At 68.0% G+C, this 26,052-nt stretch carries 23 protein-coding genes; 15 read left to right on the top strand and 8 right to left on the bottom strand.

Translation table 11 applies throughout. The features are described from left to right. Positions 1–380 precede the first annotated feature (380 nt). The 3 genes from leuA to uppS are packed head-to-tail and all read left to right on the top strand — an operon-like array spanning position 381 to position 3,760. Positions 381–2,159 carry a 2-isopropylmalate synthase gene (leuA, locus tag W5W_RS0110760; RefSeq protein ID WP_017195393.1) on the top strand — a complete coding sequence of 593 codons (1,779 nt, stop codon included), beginning with the start codon at positions 381–383 and terminating at the stop codon, positions 2,157–2,159. A gap of 34 nt (positions 2,160–2,193) precedes the next feature. Continuing rightward, positions 2,194–2,943: a DNA repair protein RecO gene (recO, locus tag W5W_RS0110755; protein ID WP_017195392.1), complete on the top strand. Its 750-nt coding sequence runs from the start codon at positions 2,194–2,196 to the stop codon at positions 2,941–2,943. Between the two features lies 1 nt (position 2,944). Beyond that, a complete protein-coding gene (uppS, locus tag W5W_RS0110750) occupies positions 2,945–3,760 on the top strand; it encodes a polyprenyl diphosphate synthase (protein WP_017195391.1) in 816 nt (271 codons plus the stop codon). 70 nt (positions 3,761–3,830) lie between these two features. Here uppS and W5W_RS0110745 read toward each other — a convergent pair whose 3' ends face one another. From W5W_RS0110745 to W5W_RS0110730, 4 genes are all read right to left on the bottom strand, one after another. Next, positions 3,831–4,331 carry a Fur family transcriptional regulator gene (locus tag W5W_RS0110745; RefSeq protein ID WP_017195390.1) on the bottom strand — a complete coding sequence of 167 codons (501 nt, stop codon included), beginning with the start codon at positions 4,329–4,331 and terminating at the stop codon, positions 3,831–3,833. Positions 4,332–4,343: 12 nt separating this feature from the next. Beyond that, a complete protein-coding gene (locus W5W_RS0110740; RefSeq protein ID WP_017195389.1) occupies positions 4,344–5,294 on the bottom strand; it encodes a metal ABC transporter permease in 951 nt (316 codons plus the stop codon). Further along, entirely contained in the window at positions 5,291–6,217 is a 927-nt protein-coding gene (locus tag W5W_RS0110735; protein ID WP_017195388.1) for a metal ABC transporter ATP-binding protein, read from the bottom strand. The genes W5W_RS0110740 and W5W_RS0110735 overlap by 4 nt, the downstream gene beginning before the upstream one ends. 112 nt (positions 6,218–6,329) lie before the next feature. After that, entirely contained in the window at positions 6,330–7,331 is a 1,002-nt protein-coding gene (locus W5W_RS0110730) for a metal ABC transporter substrate-binding protein (protein WP_017195387.1), read from the bottom strand. Between the two features lie 210 nt (positions 7,332–7,541). On the opposite strand from W5W_RS0110730, the gene W5W_RS0110725 reads away from it, so the two are divergent. Both W5W_RS0110725 and W5W_RS0110715 read left to right on the top strand, forming a co-directional pair. Then, positions 7,542–8,933, top strand: coding sequence for a glycine--tRNA ligase (locus W5W_RS0110725; RefSeq protein ID WP_008733795.1), 1,392 nt, complete (start codon positions 7,542–7,544; stop codon positions 8,931–8,933). 186 nt (positions 8,934–9,119) lie between these two features. Continuing rightward, the gene (locus W5W_RS0110715) at positions 9,120–10,484 is read left to right on the top strand and encodes a YibE/F family protein (protein ID WP_238533330.1); all 1,365 of its coding nucleotides are present in this window, start codon (positions 9,120–9,122) and stop codon (positions 10,482–10,484) included. A gap of 96 nt (positions 10,485–10,580) precedes the next feature. Here the strand turns inward: W5W_RS0110715 and dusB are convergent, their stop codons facing one another. Then, entirely contained in the window at positions 10,581–11,972 is a 1,392-nt protein-coding gene (gene dusB / locus W5W_RS0110710) for a tRNA dihydrouridine synthase DusB (RefSeq protein WP_017195385.1), read from the bottom strand. 48 nt (positions 11,973–12,020) lie between these two features. Between dusB and W5W_RS0110705 the strand changes: the two genes are divergently transcribed. Together W5W_RS0110705 and W5W_RS0110700 are read left to right on the top strand one after the other, a co-directional pair. After that, the gene (locus W5W_RS0110705) at positions 12,021–12,752 is read left to right on the top strand and encodes an SDR family oxidoreductase (RefSeq protein WP_029574262.1); all 732 of its coding nucleotides are present in this window, start codon (positions 12,021–12,023) and stop codon (positions 12,750–12,752) included. 160 nt (positions 12,753–12,912) lie between these two features. Continuing rightward, on the top strand, positions 12,913–13,425 hold the full coding sequence (locus W5W_RS0110700; RefSeq protein ID WP_017195383.1) for a SixA phosphatase family protein: 513 nt from the start codon (positions 12,913–12,915) through the stop codon (positions 13,423–13,425). 91 nt (positions 13,426–13,516) lie between these two features. Here W5W_RS0110700 and serB read toward each other — a convergent pair whose 3' ends face one another. Both serB and W5W_RS0110690 read right to left on the bottom strand, forming a co-directional pair. Next, entirely contained in the window at positions 13,517–14,212 is a 696-nt protein-coding gene (gene serB, locus W5W_RS0110695) for a phosphoserine phosphatase SerB (protein WP_008733799.1), read from the bottom strand. A gap of 87 nt (positions 14,213–14,299) precedes the next feature. Continuing rightward, positions 14,300–15,544, bottom strand: a complete 1,245-nt coding sequence (locus W5W_RS0110690) for a glucose-1-phosphate adenylyltransferase (RefSeq protein ID WP_017195382.1) — start codon at positions 15,542–15,544, stop codon at positions 14,300–14,302. 293 nt (positions 15,545–15,837) lie between these two features. Here W5W_RS0110690 and glgA point away from each other — a divergent pair, with 293 nt between their 5' ends. Continuing rightward, positions 15,838–17,067, top strand: coding sequence for a glycogen synthase (glgA, locus tag W5W_RS0110685; RefSeq protein ID WP_008733755.1), 1,230 nt, complete (start codon positions 15,838–15,840; stop codon positions 17,065–17,067). Positions 17,068–17,100: 33 nt separating this feature from the next. Here glgA and W5W_RS0110680 read toward each other — a convergent pair whose 3' ends face one another. After that, on the bottom strand, positions 17,101–17,850 hold the full coding sequence (locus W5W_RS0110680) for a hypothetical protein (protein ID WP_008733725.1): 750 nt from the start codon (positions 17,848–17,850) through the stop codon (positions 17,101–17,103). A gap of 100 nt (positions 17,851–17,950) precedes the next feature. On the opposite strand from W5W_RS0110680, the gene W5W_RS0110675 reads away from it, so the two are divergent. From W5W_RS0110675 to W5W_RS0110645, 7 genes are all read left to right on the top strand, one after another. After that, positions 17,951–18,763: an ABC transporter ATP-binding protein gene (locus W5W_RS0110675; protein WP_017195381.1), complete on the top strand. Its 813-nt coding sequence runs from the start codon at positions 17,951–17,953 to the stop codon at positions 18,761–18,763. 42 nt (positions 18,764–18,805) lie between these two features. After that, positions 18,806–19,273 (top strand): NfeD family protein, encoded by a 468-nt coding sequence (locus W5W_RS0110670; RefSeq protein ID WP_008733827.1) that lies wholly within the window; start codon positions 18,806–18,808, stop codon positions 19,271–19,273. 27 nt (positions 19,274–19,300) lie between these two features. Further along, a complete protein-coding gene (locus W5W_RS0110665; RefSeq protein WP_017195380.1) occupies positions 19,301–19,858 on the top strand; it encodes an SPFH domain-containing protein in 558 nt (185 codons plus the stop codon). A 118-nt stretch (positions 19,859–19,976) separates the two neighbouring features. Further along, a complete protein-coding gene (locus W5W_RS0110660; RefSeq protein ID WP_017195379.1) occupies positions 19,977–21,170 on the top strand; it encodes an SPFH domain-containing protein in 1,194 nt (397 codons plus the stop codon). Between the two features lie 161 nt (positions 21,171–21,331). Then, entirely contained in the window at positions 21,332–23,113 is a 1,782-nt protein-coding gene (locus tag W5W_RS0110655; RefSeq protein WP_017195378.1) for an ABC transporter ATP-binding protein, read from the top strand. Next, a complete protein-coding gene (locus W5W_RS0110650; protein WP_017195377.1) occupies positions 23,110–25,107 on the top strand; it encodes an ABC transporter ATP-binding protein in 1,998 nt (665 codons plus the stop codon). Before W5W_RS0110655 ends, W5W_RS0110650 begins: the two co-directional genes overlap by 4 nt. Beyond that, a complete protein-coding gene (locus W5W_RS0110645; RefSeq protein ID WP_017195376.1) occupies positions 25,104–25,967 on the top strand; it encodes a TrmH family RNA methyltransferase in 864 nt (287 codons plus the stop codon). Before W5W_RS0110650 ends, W5W_RS0110645 begins: the two co-directional genes overlap by 4 nt. Positions 25,968–26,052: the final 85 nt, after the last annotated feature.

Raw genomic sequence — 26,052 nt, 5'->3', positions numbered from 1 at the left:
CAATGCGCCGGGGCGCGGTACCTGCGCCTTGCTTGCTGGAATCCAGCTTGCGAGCCTCCTGCCCGCGGCCGCCCAGTTCTTCGCGCGCGAGGCCGGTGCGGGGATGTTGACGAGGTCGAGTGGCCCCCGAGTCGGCCTCGTCTGCCTGCGGACGGCTCACTGGCTTCGTGTCGCTGATCTGCGCCCGGGCGCAGAATGCGGTACCGTCTGCCCCGTGCGAGCGACCACGCGTCCGGAAATGAGCCTCCTGCTTAGTCGCCGCGGCGGGGCCTGACCAAGGCCGGCACCCCGACCGCGGCTCATTCGTGTTGCCAGCCGACGGGAGAACACATCGCCTTGCAGTTTCTCCCGAGCAGAGCGCCCACCCCGAGGAGAAGATCATGCGCACCGCTCGTCCCGCACCCCAGCAGCCCTCCGGAATGCCCTTCGGCAAGTACGTCCCCTTCATTGATGCCGTTGAGACCGATCTGCCCGACCGCACCTGGCCGGCCAAGCGCATCACGCACGCCCCCCGCTGGCTCACCACGGACCTGCGCGACGGCAACCAGAGTCTCATCGAGCCCATGGGGCCCGAGGCCAAGCGGGCCATCTTCGACCTGCTGGTGCGCATGGGCTTCAAAGAGATCGAGGTCGGTTTCCCCGCCGCCTCCCAGACCGACTACGACTTCGTGCGCTCGCTGGTGGACGACAACGCCATCCCCGAGGACGTCACCATCTCGGTGCTCACCCAGTCCCGCGGCGACCTCATCGACCGCACCGTGGACGCCTGCGTCGGCATGCCGAGGGCCACTGTTCACCTCTACAACTCCGTGTCCCCGCTGTTCCGCGAGATCGTCTTCCGCATGGACCGCGATGGCATCCGCGAGCTGGCCGTTGACGGCACTCGCCAGGTCATGGCGCGCGCCGAGAAGCTCCTCACCGATGACACGATCTTCGGCTTCGAGTACTCCCCGGAGATCTTCATGGACACCGAGCGCGAATACGCCCTGGAGGTCTGCGAAGCGGTCATGGATGTATGGCAGCCCGAGGGCGACCGCGAGATCATCCTCAACCTGCCGGCCACCGTCGAGCGCGCCACGCCCAACGTCTACGCGGACCAGATCGAGTGGATGAGCCGCAACCTCTCCCACCGCGAGAGCGTGTGCCTGTCCGTTCACAACCACAACGACCGCGGATCGGGCGTGGCCGCCGCCGAGCTCGGCCTCCTGGCCGGCGCCGATCGCGTCGAGGGGTGCCTGTTCGGTCATGGCGAGCGCACCGGTAACGTGGACCTGGTGACCCTGGCCCTCAACCTGTTCAGCCAGGGCGTGGACCCCATGCTCGACATCTCCGACATCGACGAGATCCGCCGTACGGTCGAGCGTTCTACACAGATGGATGTGCCGCCCCGCACGCCCTACGTCGGCGAGCTCGTCTACACCTCCTTCTCCGGCTCGCATCAGGACGCCATCAAGAAGGGCTTCGTCGCCCGTGCGAAGCAGGTCGATGCCAAGAAGGCCGAGGGACTGGACTCTGAGGCTGCCGAGATCGCGGTTCCGTGGGCCATGCCCTACTTGCCCATCGACCCCCATGACGTGGGTCGCTCCTACGAGGCGGTCGTGCGGGTCAACTCCCAGTCCGGCAAAGGCGGGGTCGCCTATCTGCTCAGGCATGCGCACAACCTCGACCTGCCGCGTCGCCTTCAAATCGAGTTCTCTCGCATCGTCCAGCGCCACACCGACGCCCACGGCGGGGAGGTGGACGCCCGGAGCATGTGGTCGATCTTCACCGACGAATACCTCCCGGCGGCTGCCGCACCCGATGCCGATTTGCCCGCATGGGGGCGCTTCTCGCTCAAGGGCGCCACGCTGACCGCTACCAGTGAGGGCGAGGCGATCCTGACCGTGACGATCGCCGACGGGGCGGAGCGCAAGCTTCTGACCGCCTCCGGCAATGGCCCGCTCGACGCCTTCGTCACCGCTCTGGAGCAGACCGGTGTCCGTGTGCGCATTCTCGATTACGCTGAGCACGCTCTCAGCGAAGGGCGCGATGCGAAGGCCGCCTCCTACGTCGAGTGCGAGGTCGATGGCCAGGTCCTGTGGGGCGTGGGCATCGATCCGTCGATCACCACCTCCTCCTTCAAGGCCGTCATCTCCGCGGTCAACCGGGCGCTGCGCTGAGGGGCGCGATCCTGGTCATGGGGCAGGGTGCTGGATGACGGGCAGGCTCTACCGAGACGAGGCCGTCGTTCTGCGCACGTACAGGCTGGGGGAGGCCGACCGCATTATCGTCATGCTGACCCGTTCCCACGGGCAGGTGCGCGCCGTCGCCAAGGGAGTGCGTCGCACGACCTCGCGCTTCGGCGCGCGCCTGGAGCCTTTCACCATGATCGATGTCCAGCTCTACCGCGGGCGCAGTCTGGACGTGATCGCCCAGGTCGAGACTCTGGACCCTTTCGCACGCGCGATCACGGGCGACTACTCCGTGTTCACCTGCGCCTCCACCATGGTCGAGACGGCCGAGCGGCTCACACAGGACGATGGAGACCTCGACACCACGGAATCCCCGCAGCAGTACCTCCTGCTCTACGGAGCTCTGGCCGCCCTCGCCCGCAGGCGGCATGCTCCGGGACTTGTACTGGATTCGTACCTGCTGCGCGCCCTGGCCCTGGCCGGTTGGGCTCCGTCGTGCTACGACTGCGCGCGCTGCGGTGCTTCCGGACCGCACGCCGCCTTCCATGTCCAAGCGGGCGGGGCGGTGTGCGCCGGTTGCCGGCCCGCGGGCGCAGTCGATGTCGAGCCCGGGACCATGGCGCTTCTCGGAGCGCTTCTGAGCGGCGACTGGAGCGTGGCCGATGTCTCCGCCGAGCGGGACCGCGCCCAGGCCTCCGGGATCGTGTCGGCATACTTGACCTGGCATCTCGAGCGCCGCCTGCGCTCCCTCTCCCTCGTCGAAAGGGCCTGACGTGAACGACCAGCCCCCCGCTTCGCCGGATCTTCAACCTCTGGATAAAGGCGTCTCCCTCCATCAGGCGGGCCTCACTCCTCCGGATCTGCCCGCCCAGGCGATTCCCGCTCACGTCGCCTGCATCATGGACGGCAATGGGCGCTGGGCCAACGCCCGCGGTCTGGCCCGCAGTGAGGGGCACCGGGCGGGGGAGGCGACCATGATGGACGTCATCGCCGGCGCCGTCGAGATCGGGATCAAGGAGTTGAGCGTCTACGCCTTCTCGACTGAGAACTGGAGGCGCTCGCCGGCTGAGGTCCGCTTCCTCATGGGATTCACCCGGCAGGTGCTGCGCGCTCAGACCGACGATCTTCTCGCCTGGGGAGTGCGTGTGAACTGGGTGGGGCGTGAGCCCCGCCTGTGGAAGTCGGTCCTGACCGAGGTGCGCCGCTCTGAGCGCATCACGTCGGAGAACACGACTCTTACGCTCAACATGTGTCTGAACTACGGAGGGCGGGCCGAGATCGCCGACGCCGCCCGGGCGATCGCCGAGGACGTGGCCGCCGGGCGCCTCAAGGCCTCAGCGGTGGGTGAGCGGACGTTCCCGCGTTACCTCTATTCACCGGTCATGCGCGATGTCGATCTCCTGATCCGCACCGGTGGTGAGCAGCGCACGAGCAATTTCCTGCTATGGGAGGCGGCCTACGCCGAGCTGTATTTCTCCGACCTGCCCTGGCCGGAGTTCGACCGCACCCAGTTGTGGCGGGCATGCGAGGCCTACGCGAGCCGCGATCGCCGCTACGGGAACGCGGTGGACCAGGTGACGGGCACCTGACGCACGAGAAGTGCGGGAGCAACGGGTATCTCCGGAAACCGACTGACTGGCTGTCTCCAACCGGGCGCCCCTACCGGCTGCTCCGGTCCTCCCCGGGGCTCTGCTCGACAGCGATTGTGGGAGTTGCGGCCTTAGCCGAACGGTTGGAATGCTCCGAGCAGTCCGCGCAGAGCCCGAAGAATTCCGCTGTGTGCTCCATCTGAGTGAAGCCGTGCGCGGCGGACACGGAGGCGATCCACGCCTCCAACTCGCCCCCGCTGACTTCGACTGTGTGGCCGCAGGAACGGCACACGATGTGGTGGTGGTGCTCGGGCTCATGGCAGCAGCGGTAGAGCGTCTCGCCCTCCGCGTTGCGCACCTGGTCGACCTCCCCGCTCTCGGCCATGGCGGTCAGGTTCCGGTAAACCGTGGCCAGGCCCACCTTGGTGCCCTCGGACTCAAGGGCGGCGTGTATCTGCTGGGCGGATCGGAACTCCTCCGTACGCTGAAGAATGTCGTTGACCGCGGCGCGCTGCCAGGTGGCCCTGGGCCGTGCTGAGGTGGATCCTGCGGTGCTGCGGGTCATGGTCATGACTGTGCCTCATCAATGAGCGGGGTGGTCTGCTCCGGGCGTCTCCTGCGCCGACACAAGTGTGCCATCTGGACGAGCGTTCGTCGGGCGGGTTCGGGCGAAGCGCGTCAGAAAGCGGGCCAGGGCCGCTCCCACCGCCACGACGGCGTACAGGCCGACCAGCAGTACGACGATCGTGGCGCCCGAGGACAACGACACCACATAGGTGATCAACAGTCCTGTGACGCACACGACGACGCCGATCCCCATCGACAGCCGCATCGTCACGATGAAGGAGCGGGACAGGAGCTGGGCGATGGCGACCGGCACGATCATGACGGCGGAGACCAGCAGAGCCCCCACCACTCGCATGGATACCGAGACGGTCAGGGCGGCGACCACAGCGATCGTCATGTTGAGCACGCCGGTGGGCAGACCGATGGAGCGGGCGAACTCCTCGTCGTGGCACAGGGCGAACAGGGGGCCCCGCAGGCCGATCCCCACGGCCAGGATGAAGGCGGACAGGGCGATCGCGAACCAGGCATCCGAGACGGAGACCGTGGCGATCGACCCGAACAGGTAGCTCGTGAGGTTGGTGGTCGTGCCGCCGGCGAGTTTGATGAGAATGACCCCGCCGGCGATGCCGCCGTAGAACAGAATCGCCAGGGCGACATCGCCACGGGTTCGCCCGTACGCCCGGATGACCTCGATCAGGATGGCGCCGATGATACTGACGACGATCGCCCCGGGGATCGCCCAGGCGTCGTGCGGAGAGACGTTGGCCGCTGCGCCGGCGATCCACCCCAGGGCCACACCGGTCAATGCGATGTGCCCGATGCCGTCGCCCAGAAGGGCGAGCCCGCGCTGGACGAGGTAGGTGCCGATAACGGGGGCGGACAGGCCCACGAGGACGGCGATGATGAGAGCGCGCTGCATGAGCGGGCTCGCGAGCATCTGGCTGTATGTGGATATCAGATCGGTCATGAGCGCTCTTCGGGGCGTGCGGCGCCGGGGGAGGGGATGTCGGTGGTGAGCGTCGGCGCGTGGTGGACGGAGGGTGCCGTTGAGCCGTGCGGATGTTCGTGGTCGCAGTCGCCGAGGCGGTCGTGGCCCACGACATCGTGCTGGGCGTGGTCGTGCCGGGAGGGCGAGAGATCACGGGCGGGGCCGTCGGAGGAGATCCGTCCCTCCACGAGGACGACGGCGCGCTCAACGATGTCGGCCAGTTCGCCCATCTCGTGCAGCACGGTGATGAGGGTGAGCCCTCGTTCGTGCAACGAGGTGAGAGTATCGGCAAGGGCCTGCCGGGAGGCGCGGTCGATGCCGGCCAGGGGCTCGTCGAGGATGAGCAGGCTCGGGTCTCGCACAAGAGCGCGCGCGATGAGGACGCGCTGCGCCTGCCCGCCGGAGAAGACCTGGACGTGATCGCGGGCGCGGTGGGCGAGTCCGACGGCCTCCAGGGCCGCCATCGCTCTGTCGCGGGCGCGGCGACCGCGGTCTGCGAAGGGGCGGCGCGGGCCCAGCAAGCCGGAGCGCACGACCTCCAGGGCGGTGGCGGGCACACCGGATGCTGCACCGACGCGCTGAGGCACATAGCCGATTCGGCTCCAAGGCACGCGGGAGCGGTGTTCGAGGTCGTGGCCGAACAGGCGCACGCTGCCCGTGCGGATCGGGTTGAGGCCGAGGATCGTTTTGATCAGGGTCGACTTGCCTGAGCCGTTGGCGCCCAGGAGCGCCGCCGATTCGCCGGTGGTCACAGTCAGATCGATGTTGGAGAGGACAAGGGTGGAGCCGAACGCGACTGACAGATCAGTCACGGCGACGGGCGGCTCCGTGTCGAGGACGGGGGAGGCGGCGGCAAGGGCGGCTCCCGCCGCCGGCTGCTCGCCCGATCGTGTGGATGGCATGGGCGACGCCGTCCGAGACGTCTCGGACGGCGTCGCCCGCTCATGCCCGCTGGGGGCGGGGGAAGAGGCGGATGTCATGGAATCCTTGGGGTCCTTGTCCTGTACGGAGTCATCACTTGCAGGCCAGCGCCGTGCGCAGCGCATCGAGGTTAGCGGACATGGCGCCGGCGTAGTCGGCGTCCTCCGGGGCGGACTCGATCGGACTGAGAACAGCGGTGGTAGCGCCGGTCTCACTGGCGACGGCCTCGGCGGTCTCGGGGGAAACGAGCTCCTCGGTGAAGATCGTGGTGGAGCCGGTGTCCTCGACGGCCTTCTTGGCGGCGGCGATGTCGGCGGCGCTCGGCTCTTGCTCGGGATCGATGCCGGAGATGGAAGTCTGGGTCAGCCCGTAGCGGTCGGCGAGGTAGCCGAAGGCAGCGTGAGAGGTGATGAAGGTCTTGCGCTCGCACTGGCTGAAACCGCCCTGGTAGGAGGAGTCCAGCCCGTCAAGGGTGGAGGTCAGGGTCTCGAGGTTGGTCTTGTAGTCCTCGGCGTGATCCGGGTCCGCAGTGGCCAGGGCCTCCTCAATGGCGGTGGCGGCAGACTTCATGCGAACCGGGTCGAGCCAGAAATGAGGGTCGAGGGAGTCCGCGTCGTGGTCGGCCTCCTTGTGCGCGCCCTCATCGGCGGACTCATCGGCGTGCTCCTCCTCGTCCTCCACGCCCTCGTGGTGCTTGAGATCGACCTTGCTGGACAGATCGACCACTGTGGGGCCGTTGACCTGGGTGACTGCCTTGTCGAGCGAGGGCTGGAAGCCCTCGACGTAGGCGACGAGGGAGGCGCCCTCCAGAGTGCTGGTGACCTCCTTGCCCGACAGGTCGTAGTCGTGGGGCTCCTGATCGGCGGGCGTCAGGCTGGTGACACTGACGTGATCACCGCCGATGGCCTCAGTGAGGTACTGGATCGGGTAGAACGAGACGGCTACTGGCAGAGCGCCTTCGGCGCCTCCCGCAGTTCTGGAGTCGGTCGACGACGAGGAGTCCGGGGACAGGGCGGAGCAGGCGGTCAGGGACAGGCCCAGCGCTGCAGCGGCGACGGCGGACAGGGCGCGACGGATAGTGATGGGAGTAGTCATGGGCGCCATTGTCGAAGTGATAACTATTATCGTCAAATGGCGTGACGACCGCCTCCCGCGAATGTGAGGTGTCAGACTCCGTGGCGTCCGCCGTGGGGCGTGTAGCCGCTCTGGTGCGGAGCGGGGCGATCGTCCCCGTAGGATGGCCGCATCCTTTCCCGACTCGTTCGCATCAACCAGGTGCGGACGGCGACATCAGGAGACACCTCTGTGGCACAGAATTCCTCCGCGCTCGAGCGCGTCATCAACCTGGCCAAGCGCCGCGGCTTCGTCTTCCCCTGCGGCGAGATCTACGGCGGCACCCGATCTGCCTGGGACTACGGGCCGCTGGGCGTCGAGCTCAAGGAGAACATCAAGCGCCAGTGGTGGCAGTACATGGTCCGCTCGCGCGACGACGTCGTCGGCCTGGACTCCTCGGTGATCCTGCCGCGCGAGGTGTGGGTGGCCTCCGGGCACGTGGGCGCCTTCACCGACCCGCTCGTGGAGTCCCTCCACACCCACAAGCGCTACCGCGCCGACCAGCTCATCGAGGAGTACGCCGAGCGCAAGGGCCTGGATCCCGACACCGTCCAGCTGTCCGACGTGCCCGACCCGGTCACCGGTCAGCCCGGGTCGTGGACCGAGCCGCGCGAGTTCTCCGGCCTGCTCAAGACCTACCTGGGACCCGTGGACAACGAGGCCGGCCTGCACTATCTGCGCCCCGAGACTGCCCAAGGCATCTTCGTCAACTTCATCAACGTCATGGGCGCGGCCCGCAAGAAGCCGCCCTTCGGCATCGGTCAGGTGGGCAAGTCCTTCCGCAATGAGATCACGCCGGGCAATTTCATCTTCCGCACCCGCGAGTTCGAGCAGATGGAGATGGAGTTCTTCTGCGAGCCCGGGACCGACGAGGAGTGGCACCAGTACTGGATCGACTACCGCAAGGCCTGGTACGTGGACCTGGGCATCGACCCGGAGAACATCCGCCTCTACGAGCACCCCGAGGAGAAGCTCTCCCACTACTCCAAGCGCACCGTGGACCTGGAGTACCGCTTCGGGTTCGCCGGCTCGGAGTGGGGTGAGCTCGAGGGCATCGCCAACCGCACCGACTTCGACCTGTCCACCCATGCCGAGCACTCCGGCAAGGACCTGTCCTACTTCGACCAGCCCAAGAACGAGCGCTGGACGCCCTACGTCATCGAGCCCGCGGCCGGGCTGACCCGCTCGCTCATGGCCTTCCTCGTGGAGGCCTACACCGAGGACGAGGCCCCCAACACCAAGGGCGGCGTGGACAAGCGCATCGTGCTCAAGCTCGACCCGCGCATCGCCCCGGTCAAGGCGGCCGTCCTGCCGCTGAGCCGCAAGGAGGAGCTCACCGGCCCCGCCCGCGAGCTGGCCGCGCGCCTGCGCCGCTCCTGGAACGTCGAGTACGACGACGCCGGCGCCGTGGGCCGCCGCTACCGCCGCCAGGACGAGGTGGGCACGCCCTTCTGCCTCACCTACGACTTCGACTCGCCCGAGGACGGCGCGGTCACGGTGCGCGCGCGCGACACGATGGCCCAGGAGCGCATCCCGCTCGAGGGCGTCGAGCGCTACCTGGCCGAGCGCCTCATCGGCTGCTGAGGCGGGTCGTCATCGCCCGGCCTCTGCATCCCCTTGCGCTGGGTGTGCATGGGGCCCGCCCTGTCTGCTCCTATGGGGGCGGAGGCCGGGTGATGCTCTCTCGGGTCCCTCACTGTTCGCTCCATCGCCTCATCGGCTCTGCGTTGCTCCGCGGGCCCGCCCGCGCTTCGGGTCATCATTGGGTCCATGAAGAGCGAGCAGACTCCCGCGACCGGCTCGCCGGGGCGCACGGCCCCGGGCCGCCACTCCCGTTCCTCCAGTCATTCCCGCGCCCATTCCCATAGCCATACGCATGCCCATGGCGAGGTGACCGTGCCCCTCCACGAGCGGGGGCGCGCGCGTCTCGTGCTGACCGCGATCGTTGTCCCCATTGTGATCGCCACGCTCATCGGCCTGGTGGTCCTATGGCCCGGGAAGAGCTCCCTGGTCGGCTCTCAGCCCTTCGGCGCCGAGGGGACCAGCCTGGAGAGCGCCACGATCACCTCCACGTCCGCGGAGGGCTGTCAGGAGGCGAGCAAGTCACTGGGCGATATGGCCGACGGCGGGCTGCTCGCCGACGCGGTGTGCGCCCGTATCACCTCGGGCAAGGGCCAGGGTCTTGTTCTGCCGGTGCACGTGCCCGCCGAATCCATGAGCGCCGCCGATGTCGGTGACGAGATGCGTGTGATGTACACCCCCGCCGCAGTGACGTCGGGCACGCCCTATGTGTTCGTCGACTATCAGCGCCAGGTCCCCGTGCTGGCTCTGTCGATCGTTTACCTCGTCCTGGTCGTGGCTGTGGCCGGCCGCAAGGGCGTCCTCAGCGTCCTGGGCCTGGTCCTGGCGACGGCTGTGCTCATGTTCTTCATGATCCCCGCTCTGCTGGATCTCGCCTCCCCCATGTGGGTGACGCTGGTGGGCGCCAGCGCCATGATGCTGCTGGCGGTCTACATCGCCCACGGCGTCTCCGTACGCACGACCACCGCCTTACTGGGCACGATCGTCGGAGTGGTCATCACCGTCGTGCTGTCCCTGTGGGGCGTGGGGGCGGCGAACCTGACGGGTGCGACCGAGGAATCCGCGCTGACGCTGGCCGCCGCCGTACCGGGCCTGAGCCTGCGGGCGCTACTGACCTGCGGCATGGTCATCGCCGGCCTCGGTGTGCTCAACGATGTGACCATCACCCAGGCCTCGGCCGTGTGGGAGCTGCACGCCGCCAACACGTCGCTCAGTCGGATGCGCCTGTTCACCGGCGGCATGCGCATCGGGCGCGACCACATCGCCTCGACCGTCTACACCCTCGCCTTCGCCTACGCGGGTACCGCGCTGCCGCTGATCCTGGCGGCCTCACTCATCGAGCGCCCCGTGATCGATACCATGCTTTCCGGTGAGATCGCCGAGGAGATCGTCCGCACGCTGGTGTCCTCCATCGGGCTGGTGCTGGCGATCCCGGCGACGACGGCCGTCGCCGCACTCCTGTGCCATACGACGCCGACGGGCCGCGTGGACAACACCGACGACCCTGACGACGCTCACAACGCCGACAATACCCACGACGCTGACAAACGCTGACAACACTGACAACACTGCGGACGGAGCCCGGCATCGAGCCTCGGCCCAGCGCCCGGAGGTCAGGCGCCGACAGGCGCCGATGCTTGAGGAGCCCTCTCATCCTCCGGAGACGTCGGACTCCGCGTCGAGCAGGAGCGTCCTGTGCTCCTCGCTGAGATAGGGGGAGTCCAGCCAGCCGTCGGGCAGGTGCGGGCGCTTGGGAGTGCCGGCCCGGCCGCGGGGGCCCTCGACCGTCTCGCCCGGGTAGGGGACCTTCTCGGGCAAACGGGCTCGCATGGCCGCCAGTGCCTCGTGCAGGCCCTCGAGCGTGCTCACGCGCATAAGTGTGTTGCGCGCCTGTCCGCCTACGGGGTAGCCCTTGAGGTACCAGCCCACGTGCTTGCGCAGATCCCTCACGCCCCGGTCCTCGCCCATCTCCGCAGCCAGCAGCTGTCCATGCTCCTCAATGACGGCGATCACATCGTCCAGATCGGGGCGGGCGCGTGCCGCCGACCCGTGGAGCGCCGCCACGATGTCCGCGAAGAGCCACGGCCGCCCCTGGCAGCCGCGGCCCACCACGACGCCGTCGCAGCCAGTGGCGCGAATCATCCGCAGCGCGTCATCCCCGGTCCAGATGTCCCCATTGCCGAGCACCGGCAGGGCTGTCGCCTCCTTGAGACGGGCGATCGCCTCCCAATCCGCCTGGCCCGCATAATGCTGGCGAGCCGTTCGGCCGTGCAGGGTGATCGCCGCGACGCCGGCGTTCTCCGCCGCGCGCGCGACGTCCATGAAGGTCTCATGATCCTCGTCGATGCCGATGCGGGTTTTAACCGTCACCGGCACGGCGTGCTCGCGGTGCGCCGCTCGCGCGGCCTGGTCGCAGGCGCGCACAGTCTCGCGCAGGATCGCCGCCAGCAGATCCTTCTTCCACGGCAGCGCCGCGCCTCCGCCTTTGCGCGTGACCTTGGGCGCCGGACAGCCGAAGTTGAGGTCGATGTGGTCGGCCAGGTCCTCTTCGACCAGGATGCGCACCGCCGCACCCGCGATCGACGGGTCGACCCCGTAGAGCTGGATGGAGCGCACCCGCTCACCGGGATCTGAGCGCACCATGGCCAGAGTCTTCTCATTGCGCTCCACCAAGGCGCGCGTTGTCACCATCTCGTTGACATACATGCCCGCGGGCGCCATCAGGCCGCCGTCTCGGATCGCCAGGCGCCCGGCCTGCCCAGGACGGAGCTCGGCGGGCAGCATCGACTCGCCGGCCAGACGGCACAGACGTCGGAAGGACGCATTAGTCACCCCCGCCATCGGAGCGAGCACAACCGGCGTGGCCACTTCGATCGGCCCGATGCGCAGCGGTCCGATACTCGCCCGGGCCCCGATGGAAGGGGTGGAAGGCGGGAAAGCGGCGGGAGGCTGAATGGTCACCGGACCATGCTTGCACACGGTTGGCACGCGGGTCGGTGCTCGGTGGCCGCCGAGCACCGACCCGTACGGCGATGCGCACATCGCCCCGTCATACGAGCACTCCGGCGAAAGGCCGCATAGGCTGCGCGCGTGAGCACGCCGCCCGCATCGCCGCCGAGAGCCCGATCGGTCCTGGTCACCGGGGCATCACGAGGAATAGGCCGCGCCGTTGCGAGTGCCTTCGTCGCTGGAGGTGATCAGGTGGTCGGCCTGTCGCGCTCCGGGAAGGCGCCCGCCGGCGTGGTGGGCATTGATGTTGACGTGACCGATCATGCGGCCCTGCGGCGAGCCGTGGCGCGGGCTCGGACGCTGCACGGCCCGATCGAGGTTCTGGTGGCATGCGCCGGGGTCAGCCATGACGCCCTGGCCATCCGCACTCGCGAATCGGTGTGGTCCGAGACGATGGCGGTCAATCTCACCGCTTCCTTCGCCACCGCTTCCGCAGTCCTGCCGGACATGCTGCGCGCCCATCGCGGTCGTATCGTCCTGGTCTCCTCGGTCGTCGCGGCTCGCGGCGGCATAGGGCAGGCTGCCTACGCCGCTTCCAAGGGCGGGGTCGAGGGACTGACCCGCGCGCTGGCCCGCGAGGTCGCCTCCCGCGGGGTGACCGTCAACGCGGTTGCCCCCGGTTTTGTCGATACCGACATGACCGCGGGCCTGCCCCACGACGTCCGTGCGGACCACCTGGCCGCCATTCCCATGGGGCGCTGGGCGATGCCCGAGGAGATCGTCGCCCCGGTCCTGTTCCTGGCCTCTGCTGGCGCCTCCTACATCACCGGTACCGTACTGGGAGTCGATGGCGGCCTGGGCATGGGGCGCTGAGGTCGTACGTGCTGACGGCGGTGGTGACTGCGCCGTCGAGGAATTGGGGAATTGGGGAATCTTGAATGGAGTACTGCTTGGGCGGGTGGACTGGATGCCTCTGGAACGTATCGCGCCGATTCACGTCGCACGGCTCGAGCACGTGTCGTAAAGTTGCCGCGTGACGACTGAGAAACTCGGGAAGACCCTGGTCCTGGTCCGCCACTCCAAGGCAGCCCATGACGCTCCCACCGATCTTGAGCGCCCCCTGACCTCCAAGGGCCATACTCTGGCGGACAAGCTCGCCCGCTCGCTGGCCAGGCGCGTCGGCCATCTTGACCTTCTTCTCGTATCGCCCGCCGCGCGTGCCCGGCAGACCGCTCGCCCCATTCAGGAGCGCCTCGAACCGGCCGAGGTCCATGTCGAGCCGGAGATCTATCACAACGGCGCCTTGAAGATTCTCGATCTGCTGACACCGCTGTCCGAGGCCACGAACACGGTTGTTCTCGTCGGTCACGAGCCCACGGTCTCAATCCTGGCGCACATGCTTCACGACGCTGATGACGATCTGGCGGCCCAGGCGTCCTTCGGGGTGCCGACGGCCACGGCGCTGTTGCTCACGGTTCCGGGGCCCTGGGCCGACCTCGCCCCCGACAAGGCGCACTTGACTGAGATCGTCACCGCGCCGCGCTGATGCGTTGATGCGACCGACGCCCTGACGTCCCGGCCTCCCCGGCGACGTCGCGGCTGTCAGCGCTGCCCAGTAGCCGCTCAGTGTTGACGAGTCAGAGCAGCTCGAGGACGGCCATCAGGTCACGTACATGCACGGCGGCGTCCGCCTGCTCGACGACTACCGGCTTGGCGCAGAACGCCACTCCAAGACCCGCGGTCGCGATCATGCTCAGGTCGTTGGCGCCATCGCCCACTGCGACTGTGCGCCTCATATCAACATCGTCTTCAGCCGCCCACTCGCGCAGGCACTGCTCCTTGACGTCGCGATCGACGATGCGGCCCTCCACCCGGCCGGTGAGGACCCCCTCCGAGGTCTCGAGACGGTTGGCCGCCATATGATCAATGCCCAGGCGCGTCGCGAGAGGACCGACGACCTCTGTGAACCCGCCTGAGACGATGCCGACTCGGCATCCGCTCGCATGGAGACGTGCGATGAGCTCCTCGGCTCCGGGAGTCAGCCGCACCTGATCGAGCACGTCCGCGAAGATGGTTCGGTTCACTCCGGCCAGAGTGCTTACCCGTTGCCTCAGGGAGGCGGCGAAGTCGAGTTCTCCGCGCATCGCCCGCTCGGTGATGTCGGCGACCTGTTCCCGTGTGCCCGCGTGCTCCGCGATGAGCTCGATGACCTCCTGCTCGATGAGCGTGGAGTCCACGTCCATGACCAGTAGACCGGGACCGAGTTCGGCGAGAATGCCGCTGGCCCTGGCACCCGAGGTTCGTCGGCCGGGGAGACGCTGCTTGTCGGTCATGAACAGATGCTAGCCGCAGTGCGCCGCCGCCCCGAGACCACGATGTCTCGGGGCGGCGGCGGGCTCAGGCGGGTCGGTGGCTTCCGATCAGCGGGGTACTGTCTGCCCCTTCGCCACGACGGTAATGCCGGACTCGGTCACGGTGAATCCGCGTTCGCGGTCGCGCTCGGCATCGATCCCGACCATGGCCCCCTCTTCGACGACGACGTACTTGTCGAGGATGGCCCGGTTGACGACCGTGTTGCGTCCGACGTTCACGCCGTCCATGAGGACCGACTCGCGCACCGAGGACCAGGAGTTGACGCGCACGCCGGGGGACAGGACCGAGGAGATGACCTCGCCGCCGGAGACGATGACGCCGGGGGAGACGATCGAGTCCACCGCGTGCCCCAGGCGCTCATGATGTCCGTAGACGAACTTGGCCGGGGGCATGGCCGCCTGGTAGCCGGCGAATAGCGGCCAGCGGTCGTTGTACAGATTGAACACCGGGGTTACCGAGATGAGGTCCTGGTGGGCGTCGAAGAAGGCGTCCACTGTTCCCACGTCGCGCCAGTAGTCGCGGTCCCGCTCGGTGGCGCCGGGGACGTCGTTGTCCTTGAAGTCGTAGACCCCGGCGGTGCCCTGGTTCACGAACCAGGGCACGATGCTGCCGCCCATATCGTGCTTGGAGGATTCGTCGGCCGCGTCAACCGTCACGGCATCCAGAAGTGCATCGGCGTCCATGATGTAGTTGCCCATGGAGGCCAGGACCTCGTCGGGGGAGTCCGGCAGGCCCGGCGTGTCCTTGGGCTTCTCCACGAAGGCCTTGATCCGTCCGCGGTTCTGCGGATCGGTCTCGATGACGCCGAACTGGTCCGCCAGGGCGCGCGGCTGGCGGATGCCCGCCACGGTGCAGGGCAGCCCGGAGGCGATGTGGTGGTCCAGCATCTGGGAGAAGTCCATGCGGTAGATGTTGTCCGCACCGGTGATGACCACGTAGTCGGGCCGCTCGTCGTCGAGCAGGTTGAGGGACTGGTAGATCGCGTCCGCGCTCCCCAGGAACCAGTGCTTGCCCACGCGCTGCTGGGCGGGCACCGGGGCGATGTAGTTGCCCAGCATGTCGGACATCCGCCAGGTCTTGGAGATGTGCCGGTCCAGCGAGTGGGACTTGTACTGGGTGAGCACCACGACCTTGAGGAAGCCGGAGTTGATCATGTTGGACAGCGAGAAGTCGATGAGCCGGTAGATGCCCCCGAAGGGGACGGCGGGCTTGGCGCGGTCGACGGTCAAGGGCATGAGGCGCTTGCCCTCACCGCCTGCCAGGACGATTGCGAGAACACGAGGTTGAGCCATGTGGTCACCATACGTGACCCCAGCCACCCTGTGGGGTGATTCATGAGGTATTCGTCATGTGTTTTCTGCGGAGCGGGCCATGGTCCTCCAGTCATCTGACCCCATCTCATCAGTCGGTCGTCACCGGCGGGCGGCCTCATGCGATGCGGGCGCTGGATAGCGCAAACCGCCCCGTTGTCGGCGCAAAGCCGATACCGTCGGGCGTGGGGCGGCTCACGTTCCGGGAGCCCTCCCACCCTGGACCAGCCACCTGATTCAACAGCGCGCAGGGCGCGAGCGAGGAGACGCAACCCATGAGGGTCGATCTGCTGACCAAGGAATACCCACCCTTCATCTACGGCGGAGCCGGAGTCCACGTCTATGAACTGGCCAAGGTTCTGCGCCCACTGGCCGATGTGCGCGTGCACGCTTTCGGAGGACCGCGCGAGCCGGGCACCGAGGGTGCGGACCCGGGCGTGACCGGTTATCCGGAGGTCGCTGAGCTCGACGGCGCCAATGCGGCCCTGCGCACCTTCGGTGTGGATCTGGAGATGGTCCCCGGGGTGGAGGGCGCCGACATCGTCCACTCCCACACCTGGTACGCCAATCTCGCCGGGCACCTGTCCGGGCTGCTCTACAGCATTCCGCACATCTTGTCCGCCCACTCCCTGGAGCCGATGCGCCCTTGGAAGGCCGAGCAGCTCGGCGGGGGCTACGCCCTGTCCTCCTGGGCGGAGCGTCAGGCCTATGAGGGAGCGACCGCCGTCATCGCCGTCTCTCACGGCATGCGCGAGGACATTCTGCGCTCCTATCCGCAGGTGGATCCCGAGCGCGTCAAGATCGTCCACAACGGCATCGACCTGGATGCCTGGGCCCCACCGACCGATGCCGAGTGGGAGGCGGAGAGCCAAGAGGTTCTGCGGCGCTACGGCATCGATACGTCCCGCCCCACAGTGGTCTTCGTCGGGCGCATCACCCGTCAGAAGGGCCTGCCCCACCTCCTGCGCGCCGTTGAGAAACTGCCCGCCGACATCCAGGTCGTTCTGTGCGCCGGCGCTCCCGATACCGCGGAGATCAAGGCCGAGGTCGATTCCCTCGTGGCCGGCCTCCAGGCCAAGCGGACCGGCGTCATCCTCATCGAGGAGATGCTCCCGCACCGTCAGCTCCAAGCCGTCCTGAGCGCCTCTGACGTCTTCGTGTGCCCGTCCGTCTACGAGCCCCTGGGCATCGTCAACCTGGAGGCCATGGCCATGGGGCTGCCCGTGGTCGGCTCCGCCACCGGCGGGATCCCGGACGTCATCGTCGACGGCGAGACCGGCCTGCTGGTTCCGATCGATCAGATGCAGGACGGCACTGGCACGCCGATCGACCCGGAGCGCTTCGTCGCCGACCTCGCCGAGCGTCTGACCGCGGTGGCCACCGATGAGGCCCGGGCCAAGAGCATGGGAGTCGCCTCCCGCAAGCGCGTGGAGGAGCACTTCGCCTGGACGGCGATCGCCGAGCAGACCATGGAGGTCTACCGGTGGGCTCTGGACCACGGCTGAGACCGAATCCGGAGCAGGGGGCTGCGATCGCGACTACGACGACGATCGCGGCCCCCACCACTCGGTTGCGGCGGCGACTCCGTAGCGCGCTGTCGTCAGCAGGGGGCGCAGCACCCGTGTGCGCCGTTCCGCCTGGAGAGCGGTGGCCGATGCCCCGTCGTCGGCCAGGGCCAGCTCGCAGATCGCCGCCAGCCTCAGTGAGCGCTCGAGCAGCGTGCGGTGCCTGCTGTCCAAGGATGGCGGCACTACTCGCGGGTCGACTGCGGCCGTCACCAGGTCAGTGAGCTCGTCGGCGAGCTCGGGACGCTCACGGGCGAGGTCCAGCTCGGTCAGGGCGTCTATCGCCTCCTCTGTGGCTGCGTGGACATCGCGCCGGGCCTGTCCGGCGTTGAAAGGAGGCGGGGCGGTCACCAGGTCCTCAGTCCGCCAGACCACACTCGTGCCCGTCGTCTCTGGGATGAGCAGTACTCGACGGCCAGCAGTTGCTTCGAGCAGGACGCATTCACCGATGTCGATGGCTGCCGCCAGGCCCGGCAGGGGATCGGCGGGAGAGGGGAGCACTGCGGATACTCGTGACAACGGGCCGAAGGCGGTGAGCCATGCGTGCAGCGGCAGTCTGCCCAGCCCCCATGGGGATGCTGCGCCCGCGGGGTTGCTGAAGTCGTCGGTGTCGTTGACCTCGTGGGCGCCATCGGCTCCCTCAACGACTGCGATGCCGCGTGAGGAGGGGAGAGGCGCCCACAGGGCCAGGACGACGGAAACCGGCAGGTCGAAAGGACTCACGCCGCTGCACCTTAGCCGTTATGGCGCGGGCTGGACCTTCCGGCAGTCTTGTCCCTCGGACGTGGGACTCACGTCACCCCCGCACGATAGAGTTAGAGACATGACCTCCGTACTCCGCCTCGACGACGTTTCGCTCCACCGTGGGACCACCCGGATCCTTACTCATGTGAACTGGAGCGTCGAGGAGGGCGAGCACTGGGTGCTGCTGGGGCCCAATGGCGCGGGTAAGACCACTGTGTCACGCATTGCCGCGGCGAGGCTGTTCCCCTCCTCGGGGACGGCCGACATCCTGGGCGAGCGGATGGGGCGCGTGGACGTCTCCGAGCTGCATCCCCGTATCGGCCTATGCTCCTCGGCCCTGGCGGGCCGGGTTCCGGAAGGAGAGCTCGTGATAAGTGTCGTGCTCTCCGCCTCCTACGGACGCATCGGCGTATGGCGCGAGGAATACGACGATTTCGACGTCGAGCGCGCCCGCGCCCTCCTGGACGCGCTCGGTGCGGGCGAACTGGCCGAACGCGCCTGGGGCACTCTCTCCTCGGGGGAGCGCAAGCGGGTGGAGATCGCTCGCGCGCTCATGCCCGACCCTGAGCTGCTCGTCCTGGACGAGCCCGCCTCGGGCCTCGACGTCGCCGGCCGCGAGCAGCTGTTGGCCGCCCTGACCGATATCATCTCGGGGCCGGGATCCCCCTCGATACTCCTGGCCACTCACCACCTCGAAGAGATCCCGACCGGTTTCACGCACGCACTCGCGCTGCGGCAGGGCGAGACGGTGGCGGCCGGTCCTTTGACCGAGGTTCTGGCCGACCCTGTCATGTCAACAACGTTCGGCCTGCCGCTGGAGATCACTTGGGACCGCGGGCGCTACACCGCGCGCGGTGCGGCCGTGCCCCCCACGGGTCGTCATCTCGCCTGAGCCGCTAACCAGCCGCCGAATCGCATACGAAGGAGAAACACGATGGCTTGGCTCTGGTGGCTCGGCGCATCCCTCGTCATGGGCGTCATTGAGACGCTCACCGCCGACTTGACGTTCCTCATGTTCGCAGGCGGAGCGCTGGGAGGGGCCGTGGCGGCCGCCCTCGGTGCTCCCCTGTGGATTCAGGTTCTCGTCTTCGCCGTGATCTCGGTGCTTCTTCTCGTGGCTATCAGGCCCTGGGCGAAGCGTCGTCTGACTGAGGGAACGCCCGACATGCGTACGAATGCCGAGGCTCTCATCGGGCGTGAGGCTATTGCGCTGACGGCTGTTGACGTTCATGGGGGTCGGATTCGTCTGGGCGGTGAGGAGTGGAGCGCTCGCCTGGCTGAGAATCTTGGCGGTGGAGTCCCGCGTCTTGACGTGGGCGATCCGGTCCGTGTTACCAGCATCGACGGCGCCATAGCCGTCGTGGCGCCGGTGGGGGTCCCCGCCGGCGGGCAGCCGGCGTGAGCCGGGCCGGTTCAGGAGGCGCTCCGGGTGAACGAGCCGACTGATGTCTGGTCCTTGATCCTGCTGCTGCTGGCCCTGTTCGGCGGCATTGCCGTCTTCCGCGCGGTGCGACTCGTTCCGCGGTCCTGCGCGCTCATCGTCGAACGGCGGGGGAGGTTCCACGCCGAGTACCGGGCCGGGCTCCACCTCCTCATGCCCTTCATCGACCGTGAGCGCAGCATGGTGGACCTGCGTGAGCAGGAGATGGTCATGTCACCGAGACAGGTGACCACCTCCGACGGCCTGGTGGTGAGTACTGACCTGACCGTCTACTTCCAGGTGATCGACCCCGTGCGCACCACCTATCAGGTCCCCAACTATCTGGAGGCCTGTGAGCAGCTGGTCATCACCACGCTGCGTCACGTCGTCGGGGCCATGGACCTGGAGCAGGTCCTGGCCGGCCGTGAGCAGGTCGGCGTCCGGGTGCGCGATGTGCTGAACTGGACCACCTGCCGCTGGGGCGTTCGCGTGGGCGGCGTCGAGCTGACGCTCAGTGAAGCATCACTGATGTCCAGTGATGCTCGGCGCCCCTTGGACGCTCCATGAGGCTCTACCAAGGTCCCCGGGGGCGCTCATGCACCTGTCCTGAGCCCGGTTACCAGCCCCGCCCCGACCGGCATAACAGCATGACAGACCGTTCCGACTACACCAGGAGATACTTCGCGTGAACGATTTCACTATTGTCCCGATCTTCATTCTGCTGCTGCTGGCGTTGTTCATCATCATCGCCATCTTCCGCGCCGTACGGATAGTCCCGCAGAGCTACGCCATCATCGTGGAGCGCCTGGGCAAGTTTCAGGCCGAGTACTGGGCCGGGCTCCACTTCGTTGTGCCCTTCTTCGACCGCGTGCGCAACACTGTGGACCTGCGCGAGCAGGTCGTCTCCTTCCCGCCGCAGCCGGTGATCACCTCTGACAACCTTGTGGTGTCGATCGACTCAGTCATCTATTACCAGGTGACCGATCCCAAGCGCGCCACCTATGAGATCTCCAACTACCTGCAGGCGATCGAGCAGCTCACGGTGACCACGCTGCGCAATGTCATCGGTGCCATGGACCTGGAGCAGACGCTGACCAGCCGCGACCAGATCAATGGCCAGCTGCGCGGTGTTCTCGACCAGGCGACCGGTCGCTGGGGCATTCGGGTGGGAAATGTCGAGTTGAAGTCCATCGACCCGCCCGCCTCCATTCAGGGAGCCATGGAGCAGCAGATGCGCGCCGAGCGCGATCGCCGTGCGGCTATCCTCACGGCCGAGGGCGTCAAGCAGTCTCAGATCCTCACGGCCGAGGGTGACAAGCAGTCCGCGATCCTGCGCGCCGAGGGCCAGGCTCAGTCCGCGATCCTCAAGGCGCAGGGCGAGTCCCGTGCGATCCTTCAGGTCTTCGACGCCATTCACCGCGGCAACGCCGATCCCAAACTGCTGGCTTACCAGTACCTGCAGACCCTTCCCAAGATCGCCAACGGCAACAGCTCGAAGATGTGGATCGTTCCCACCGAGTTCACCGCGGCGCTGAACGGTATCGCCGGCGCGCTTGGCGGCAACAAGCCCCCGTCGGGCTCGGACCCGTCTGACGACGGCGCCGAGGGTGAACCGGGCGTCGACCTCTCCGGCATGGACTCCGCTCTCGACATCGCATCGAATCTGGCGCAGACCAATCTGCAGACGCCGGAAGAGGCCCTTGCGCAGGCCCGCGGCGAGGTTGCATCCGCCACTCAGATAGCGGATGACGCCACTCCGTCGGGCGCCGGCGCGTCCGAGGCATCAGTGCGGGAGCGGACTGCAGCTGAGGGGAAGCCTTCCGGCGACCACGACGGCACTCCGCCCTCGATTCCGCCCACTGCTCAGCATCGGGCCTGACGCACGTCTCAGAACTCTCGCCCGCCGGGGGAGTGATGGAGTGATTTGAGTAAGGGACCGGTCGTGTGCGATCCCGCCTGAGGGTGCCCTGCCCTGTTCCAGCTTTCGCCGGTGGCGGGAGTAGCGGGGCGGTAGCGAAGGTCTGACGTACTCTTCCAGCCGTGCTACGTAAGACGCTTCGCCGCTACCTGCGCCCCTACGCCTGGCTGATAGCGGCCGTCCTGCTGCTCAAGGTCCTGGAAACCGCCGCAGCGCTCCTGCTGCCCACCCTCAACGCCTCCATCATCAACAGGGGCGTCGTCACCGGCGATACCGGGACGATCTGGCGCCTGGGCGCCCAGATGCTCGCCATCACCGCGCTCCAAGGGGCCGCGGCGGTGGCGGGGACCTACGTCGCCTCCAGATCGGCGATGGGCCTGGGGCGGGACATGCGCGCGGACATCTTCGGCCACGTCCAGCGCTTCAACGTCGAGGAGATCTCGCGATTCGGCGCGCCCTCGCTCATCACCCGCTCCACCAACGACATCCAGCAGGTCCAGTCGGTGGTCTTCATGATCTCCTCCATGATGCTCATGGCCCCGATCATGCTCGTGGGCGGGACCGTGATGGCGCTGAGGGTGGACGTGCCCCTATCGGGCCTGCTGGTGGTGCTCGTCCCGCTCCTCGCCGCGGTGGTCGGCCTCATCGCCAGCCGCCTCCTGCCCCACTTCCGCATCCAGCAATCCCGCATTGACCGCGTCAACCTCGTGATGCGCGAGCAGATCCAGGGCATGCGTGTCATCCGGGCCTTCGTCCGCAGCGCCCAGCGGCGCGAGGTCTTCGAGGAGGCGAACAGCCGGCTCACCGCCACCTCCTGGAGCATCGGCAAGCTCATGGCGCTGATGTTCCCGGTGGTCCAGCTCATCATGAACCTCGCTTCGGTGGCGGTCATCTGGTTCGGCGGCATGAGGGTGGACAGCGGCGGCATGTCCATCGGCGACCTGACCGCCTACCTCAACTACATCACGCAGATCCTCTTCTCCGTCATGATCGCCGTGATGCTGGTCAGCATGCTGCCGCGCGCCCAGGTCGCCGCCGGGCGCTTCCAGGAGGTGATGGCCCTCCAGCCCTCCATCACCGCGCCGGAGCATCCCGCCAGGCTGCCCGAGGCGCCCGATGGCGCCGATCAGGGGCCGGGACGCGGCCCCGCGGGCGGCCGCGGCCGGCGCATCGAGCTGGACGACGTCGCCCTGCGCTACCCCGGTGCAGACAGCTGCGCCCTGCGCGGCATCAGCCTGGATATCGCTCCGGGCACGACCACCGCCCTGATCGGTTCCACCGGCTCGGGCAAATCCACGCTGGTCAACCTCCTGCCCCGCCTCCTCGACGTCAGCCACGGCTCCGTGCGCATCGACGGCGTCGATGTGCGGGACCTGGACCCCCGCGAGCTCAGGCGCGCCATCGCCACCGTGCCGCAGAAGGCCTACCTCTTCTCCGGGACCATCCGCTCCACCCTCCAGCGCGGTGGTCCCGACACCGACGACGCCGAGCTGTGGCGCGCCCTGGAAGCGGCCCAGGCGGCCGGATTCGTGCAGGCCCTGGATGACGGCCTGGACCACGGTGTGGACGCCGGCGGCGTCAACTTCTCCGGAGGGCAGCGCCAGCGCCTGGCCATCGCCCGAGCACTGCTGCGCCCGGCCGGGGTGTACATCTTCGACGACTCCTTCTCCGCCCTGGACTACGCCACCGATGCGCGCCTGCGGGCGGGACTTGGCCGGGCCACAGGGGGCGCGACGATCATCATCGTGGCCCAGCGCGTGGCGTCGATCCGCGACGCCGACCAGATCGCCGTGCTGGACAAGGGCCGCGTGGTCGGACTGGGCACGCACGAGGAGCTCATGGAAGGCTGCCCGACCTACCAGGAGATCGTCCTGTCGCAGATCAGTGCCGAGGAGGCCGCATGAGCCAGGGACCCGGCCCCCACCAGGGCGCCCCGACCGTCAAGGCCAAGGACGCGCGCGGCGCCTGGAGGCGCCTGATACGGGAGTTGCGCCCCGAACGCCCCAGGATCATCGCAGTGGTCGTCCTGACCACCGCCTCCGTCCTCCTCAACGTCCTGGCTCCGCGGGTGCTCGGGCGGGCCACCAACATCATCTACGAGGGCGTCATGGGCAAGCTGCTCGCGCACGAGGGACTGCCCGCGGGCGCCAGGGGCGAGGGGCTCGTCGCCCTGCTGCGCCAACAGGGGCACGAGACCTACGCCTCCATGGTGAGCAGCATGGACGTCACGGTCGGGGCCGGGCTGGACACGGGCCGCCTCGCCGTCGTCCTGGCCCAGATCACCGCGCTCTACGTCACCGCCGCCCTCATCATGTGGATCCAGGGCCTGATCCTGGCAAGGGTGGTGCAGCGCACCGCCAAGCGCCTGCGCTCCCAGGTGGAGGACAAGCTCTCGCGCGTCCCGGTGTCCTACATCGATCAGGGCTCGCGCGGCGACGTGCTCTCCCGCGTCACCAACGACGTCGACAACGTCTCCCAGACCCTCCAGCAGACGATCTCGCAGTCCTTCAACTCGCTGATCACCATCATCGGCGTGACCGCCATGATGATCTCGGTCTCCGGCGAGCTCTCCGCGGTGGCGCTGGCGACGATCCCCGTGGCCATCGGCGCAGCCGCCCTCATCTCCCGGCGCTCGCGCCCGCACTTCACCGAGCAGTGGGACGCCACGGGGAAGGTCTCGGGCATCGTCGAGGAGGCCTTCACCGGGCACGAGGTCGTGACCCTCTTCAGCGCCGAGGGCGCCTTCGAGGACCTGTTCGCCGAGCAGAACAACCGCCTCTACGAGGGCTCTTACAAGGCCCAGTGGATCTCCGGCACCATCCAGCCGGTCATGCGGGTCATCTCCAATCTCAACTTCGTCATCATCGCCGTGGTGGGAGGGCTGAGGATCACCAGCGGCACCATGACGCTGGGCGATGTCCAGGCCTTCATCCAGTACTCACAGAACTTCAGCCAGCCGATCACCCAGCTCGCCTCCATGGCGAACCTGCTGCAATCCGGGGCCGCCAGCGCCGAGCGGCTCTTCGATCTCATGGACGCTCCCGAGGAGGCCGAGACGGGCAGCGCCCACCTGCCCGCCGAGGTCGAGGGCCGCGTCGTCTTCGACCACGTGCGCTTCTCCTACAACCCGGGCACCGAGCTCATCACCGACCTCAACCTGGTGGTCGAGCCGGGCCAGAGCGTCGCCATCGTGGGGCCCACGGGCGCGGGCAAGACCACCCTGGTCAACCTCCTCCTGCGCTTCTACGACCCCCAGTCCGGCTCGATCACGCTGGACGGCGTCGACACGCGCGACCTGACCCGCGATGAGCTGCGCGAGCAGATCGGCATGGTGCTGCAGGAGACCTGGCTCTTCGAGGGGACCATTGAGGAGAACATCGCCTTCGGCAAGCCGGGCGCCACCCACGACGATGTCCTCGCCGCCGCGCAGGCCGCCAGTGCCGACCACATCATCAGCGCCCTGCCGCAGGGCTACGACACGGTGATCGACGACTCCGGCACGGGCGTGTCCGCCGGTGAGAAGCAGCTGCTGACCATCGCGCGGGCCTTCCTGGCCGGACGCCACATCCTCGTCCTGGACGAGGCCACGTCCTCGGTCGATACCCGCACCGAGCTGCTGGTCCAGCAGGCCATGATGGAGCTGCGCAGGAACCGCACCAGCTTCATCATCGCCCACCGCCTGTCCACCATCCGCGATGCCGACATCATCCTGGTCATGGAGGACGGCGATATCGTCGAGCAGGGCAGCCACGATGAGCTCATCGCCGCTCACGGTGCCTATTACGAGCTCTACCAGAGCCAGTTCTCCGGCCCGGCCGTCCGCCATGAGCCCGCAGCCGAGCGAGACGAGCTCATGGCGAGCCTGGGCCGGGACTCGGCGGGGAGGCCCCGCCCATGATCATTCGCCTCACCGACGGCGCCGATGAGCGCCTGAACGACTACACCAGCCTGACCGATGTGGCCCTGCGCCGCCGCCTGGAGACCGAACGCGGCCTGTACATGGCCGAGTCCACCAAGGTCATCACCCGCGCCGTGGCCGCCGGGCACGTCCCGCGCTCCTTCCTCATGGCAGAGCGCCACTATCCGGAGATGCGGCCCGTCATCGCCGCCGCTGCGGGATGCGGGGGAGCGGACGACGGCGGGGAGGTGCCCGTCTTCCTGGCACCGGAGGAGGCGCTGGAGTCCATCACCGGCTTCCACCTGCACCGCGGCGCCTTGGCGGCCATGAACCGGCCGGAGCTGGCCGGTGTCGGCGACCTGTTGGCCGCGGTGCGCGGGGGAGAGGGCGCCAGACGGGTGGCCATCCTGGAGGACCTGGTGGATCACACCAACGTGGGGGCCGCTTTCCGCAGTGCCGCCGCCCTGGGGATCGACGCCGTCCTGGTCACCCCGCACTGCGCCGACCCCCTCTACCGGCGCAGCGTCAGGGTCTCCATGGGCACCGTCTTCCAGGTTCCCTGGACCCGGATCGAGCGCTGGCCCGCCATGGATGAGCTCCATGAGCAGGGCTTCATGGTGGCTGCCCTGGCCCTGTCGGATGACTCCGTGGGCCTGGACGACTTCGCCGCCTCCGAGGCCTGTACGGCGCCGGGTTCCCGGGTCGCTGTCGTGCTGGGGACCGAGGGCGATGGGCTCTCGCGCCGCACCGTCGCGGCTGCCGATGAGGTGGTGCGCATTCCGATGGCAGGGGGAGTCGACTCCCTCAACGTGGCTGCTGCTGCGGCAGTCGCCTTCTGGGCGCTGCGCATGCCTCGGTGAGTCTCGGCGATCGAGCTCTTCCTTGGCACTCGGTCTGCTGCGGTCAGGGCTTTAGCGGGCTGTCAGAAGACGTGATTTATGCCAT

The sequence above is a fragment of the Actinomyces massiliensis 4401292 genome (genome assembly GCF_000269805.1).
GTDB lineage: Bacteria > Actinomycetota > Actinomycetes > Actinomycetales > Actinomycetaceae > Actinomyces > Actinomyces massiliensis.
This window is presented reverse-complemented; position numbering and strand designations above follow the sequence as displayed.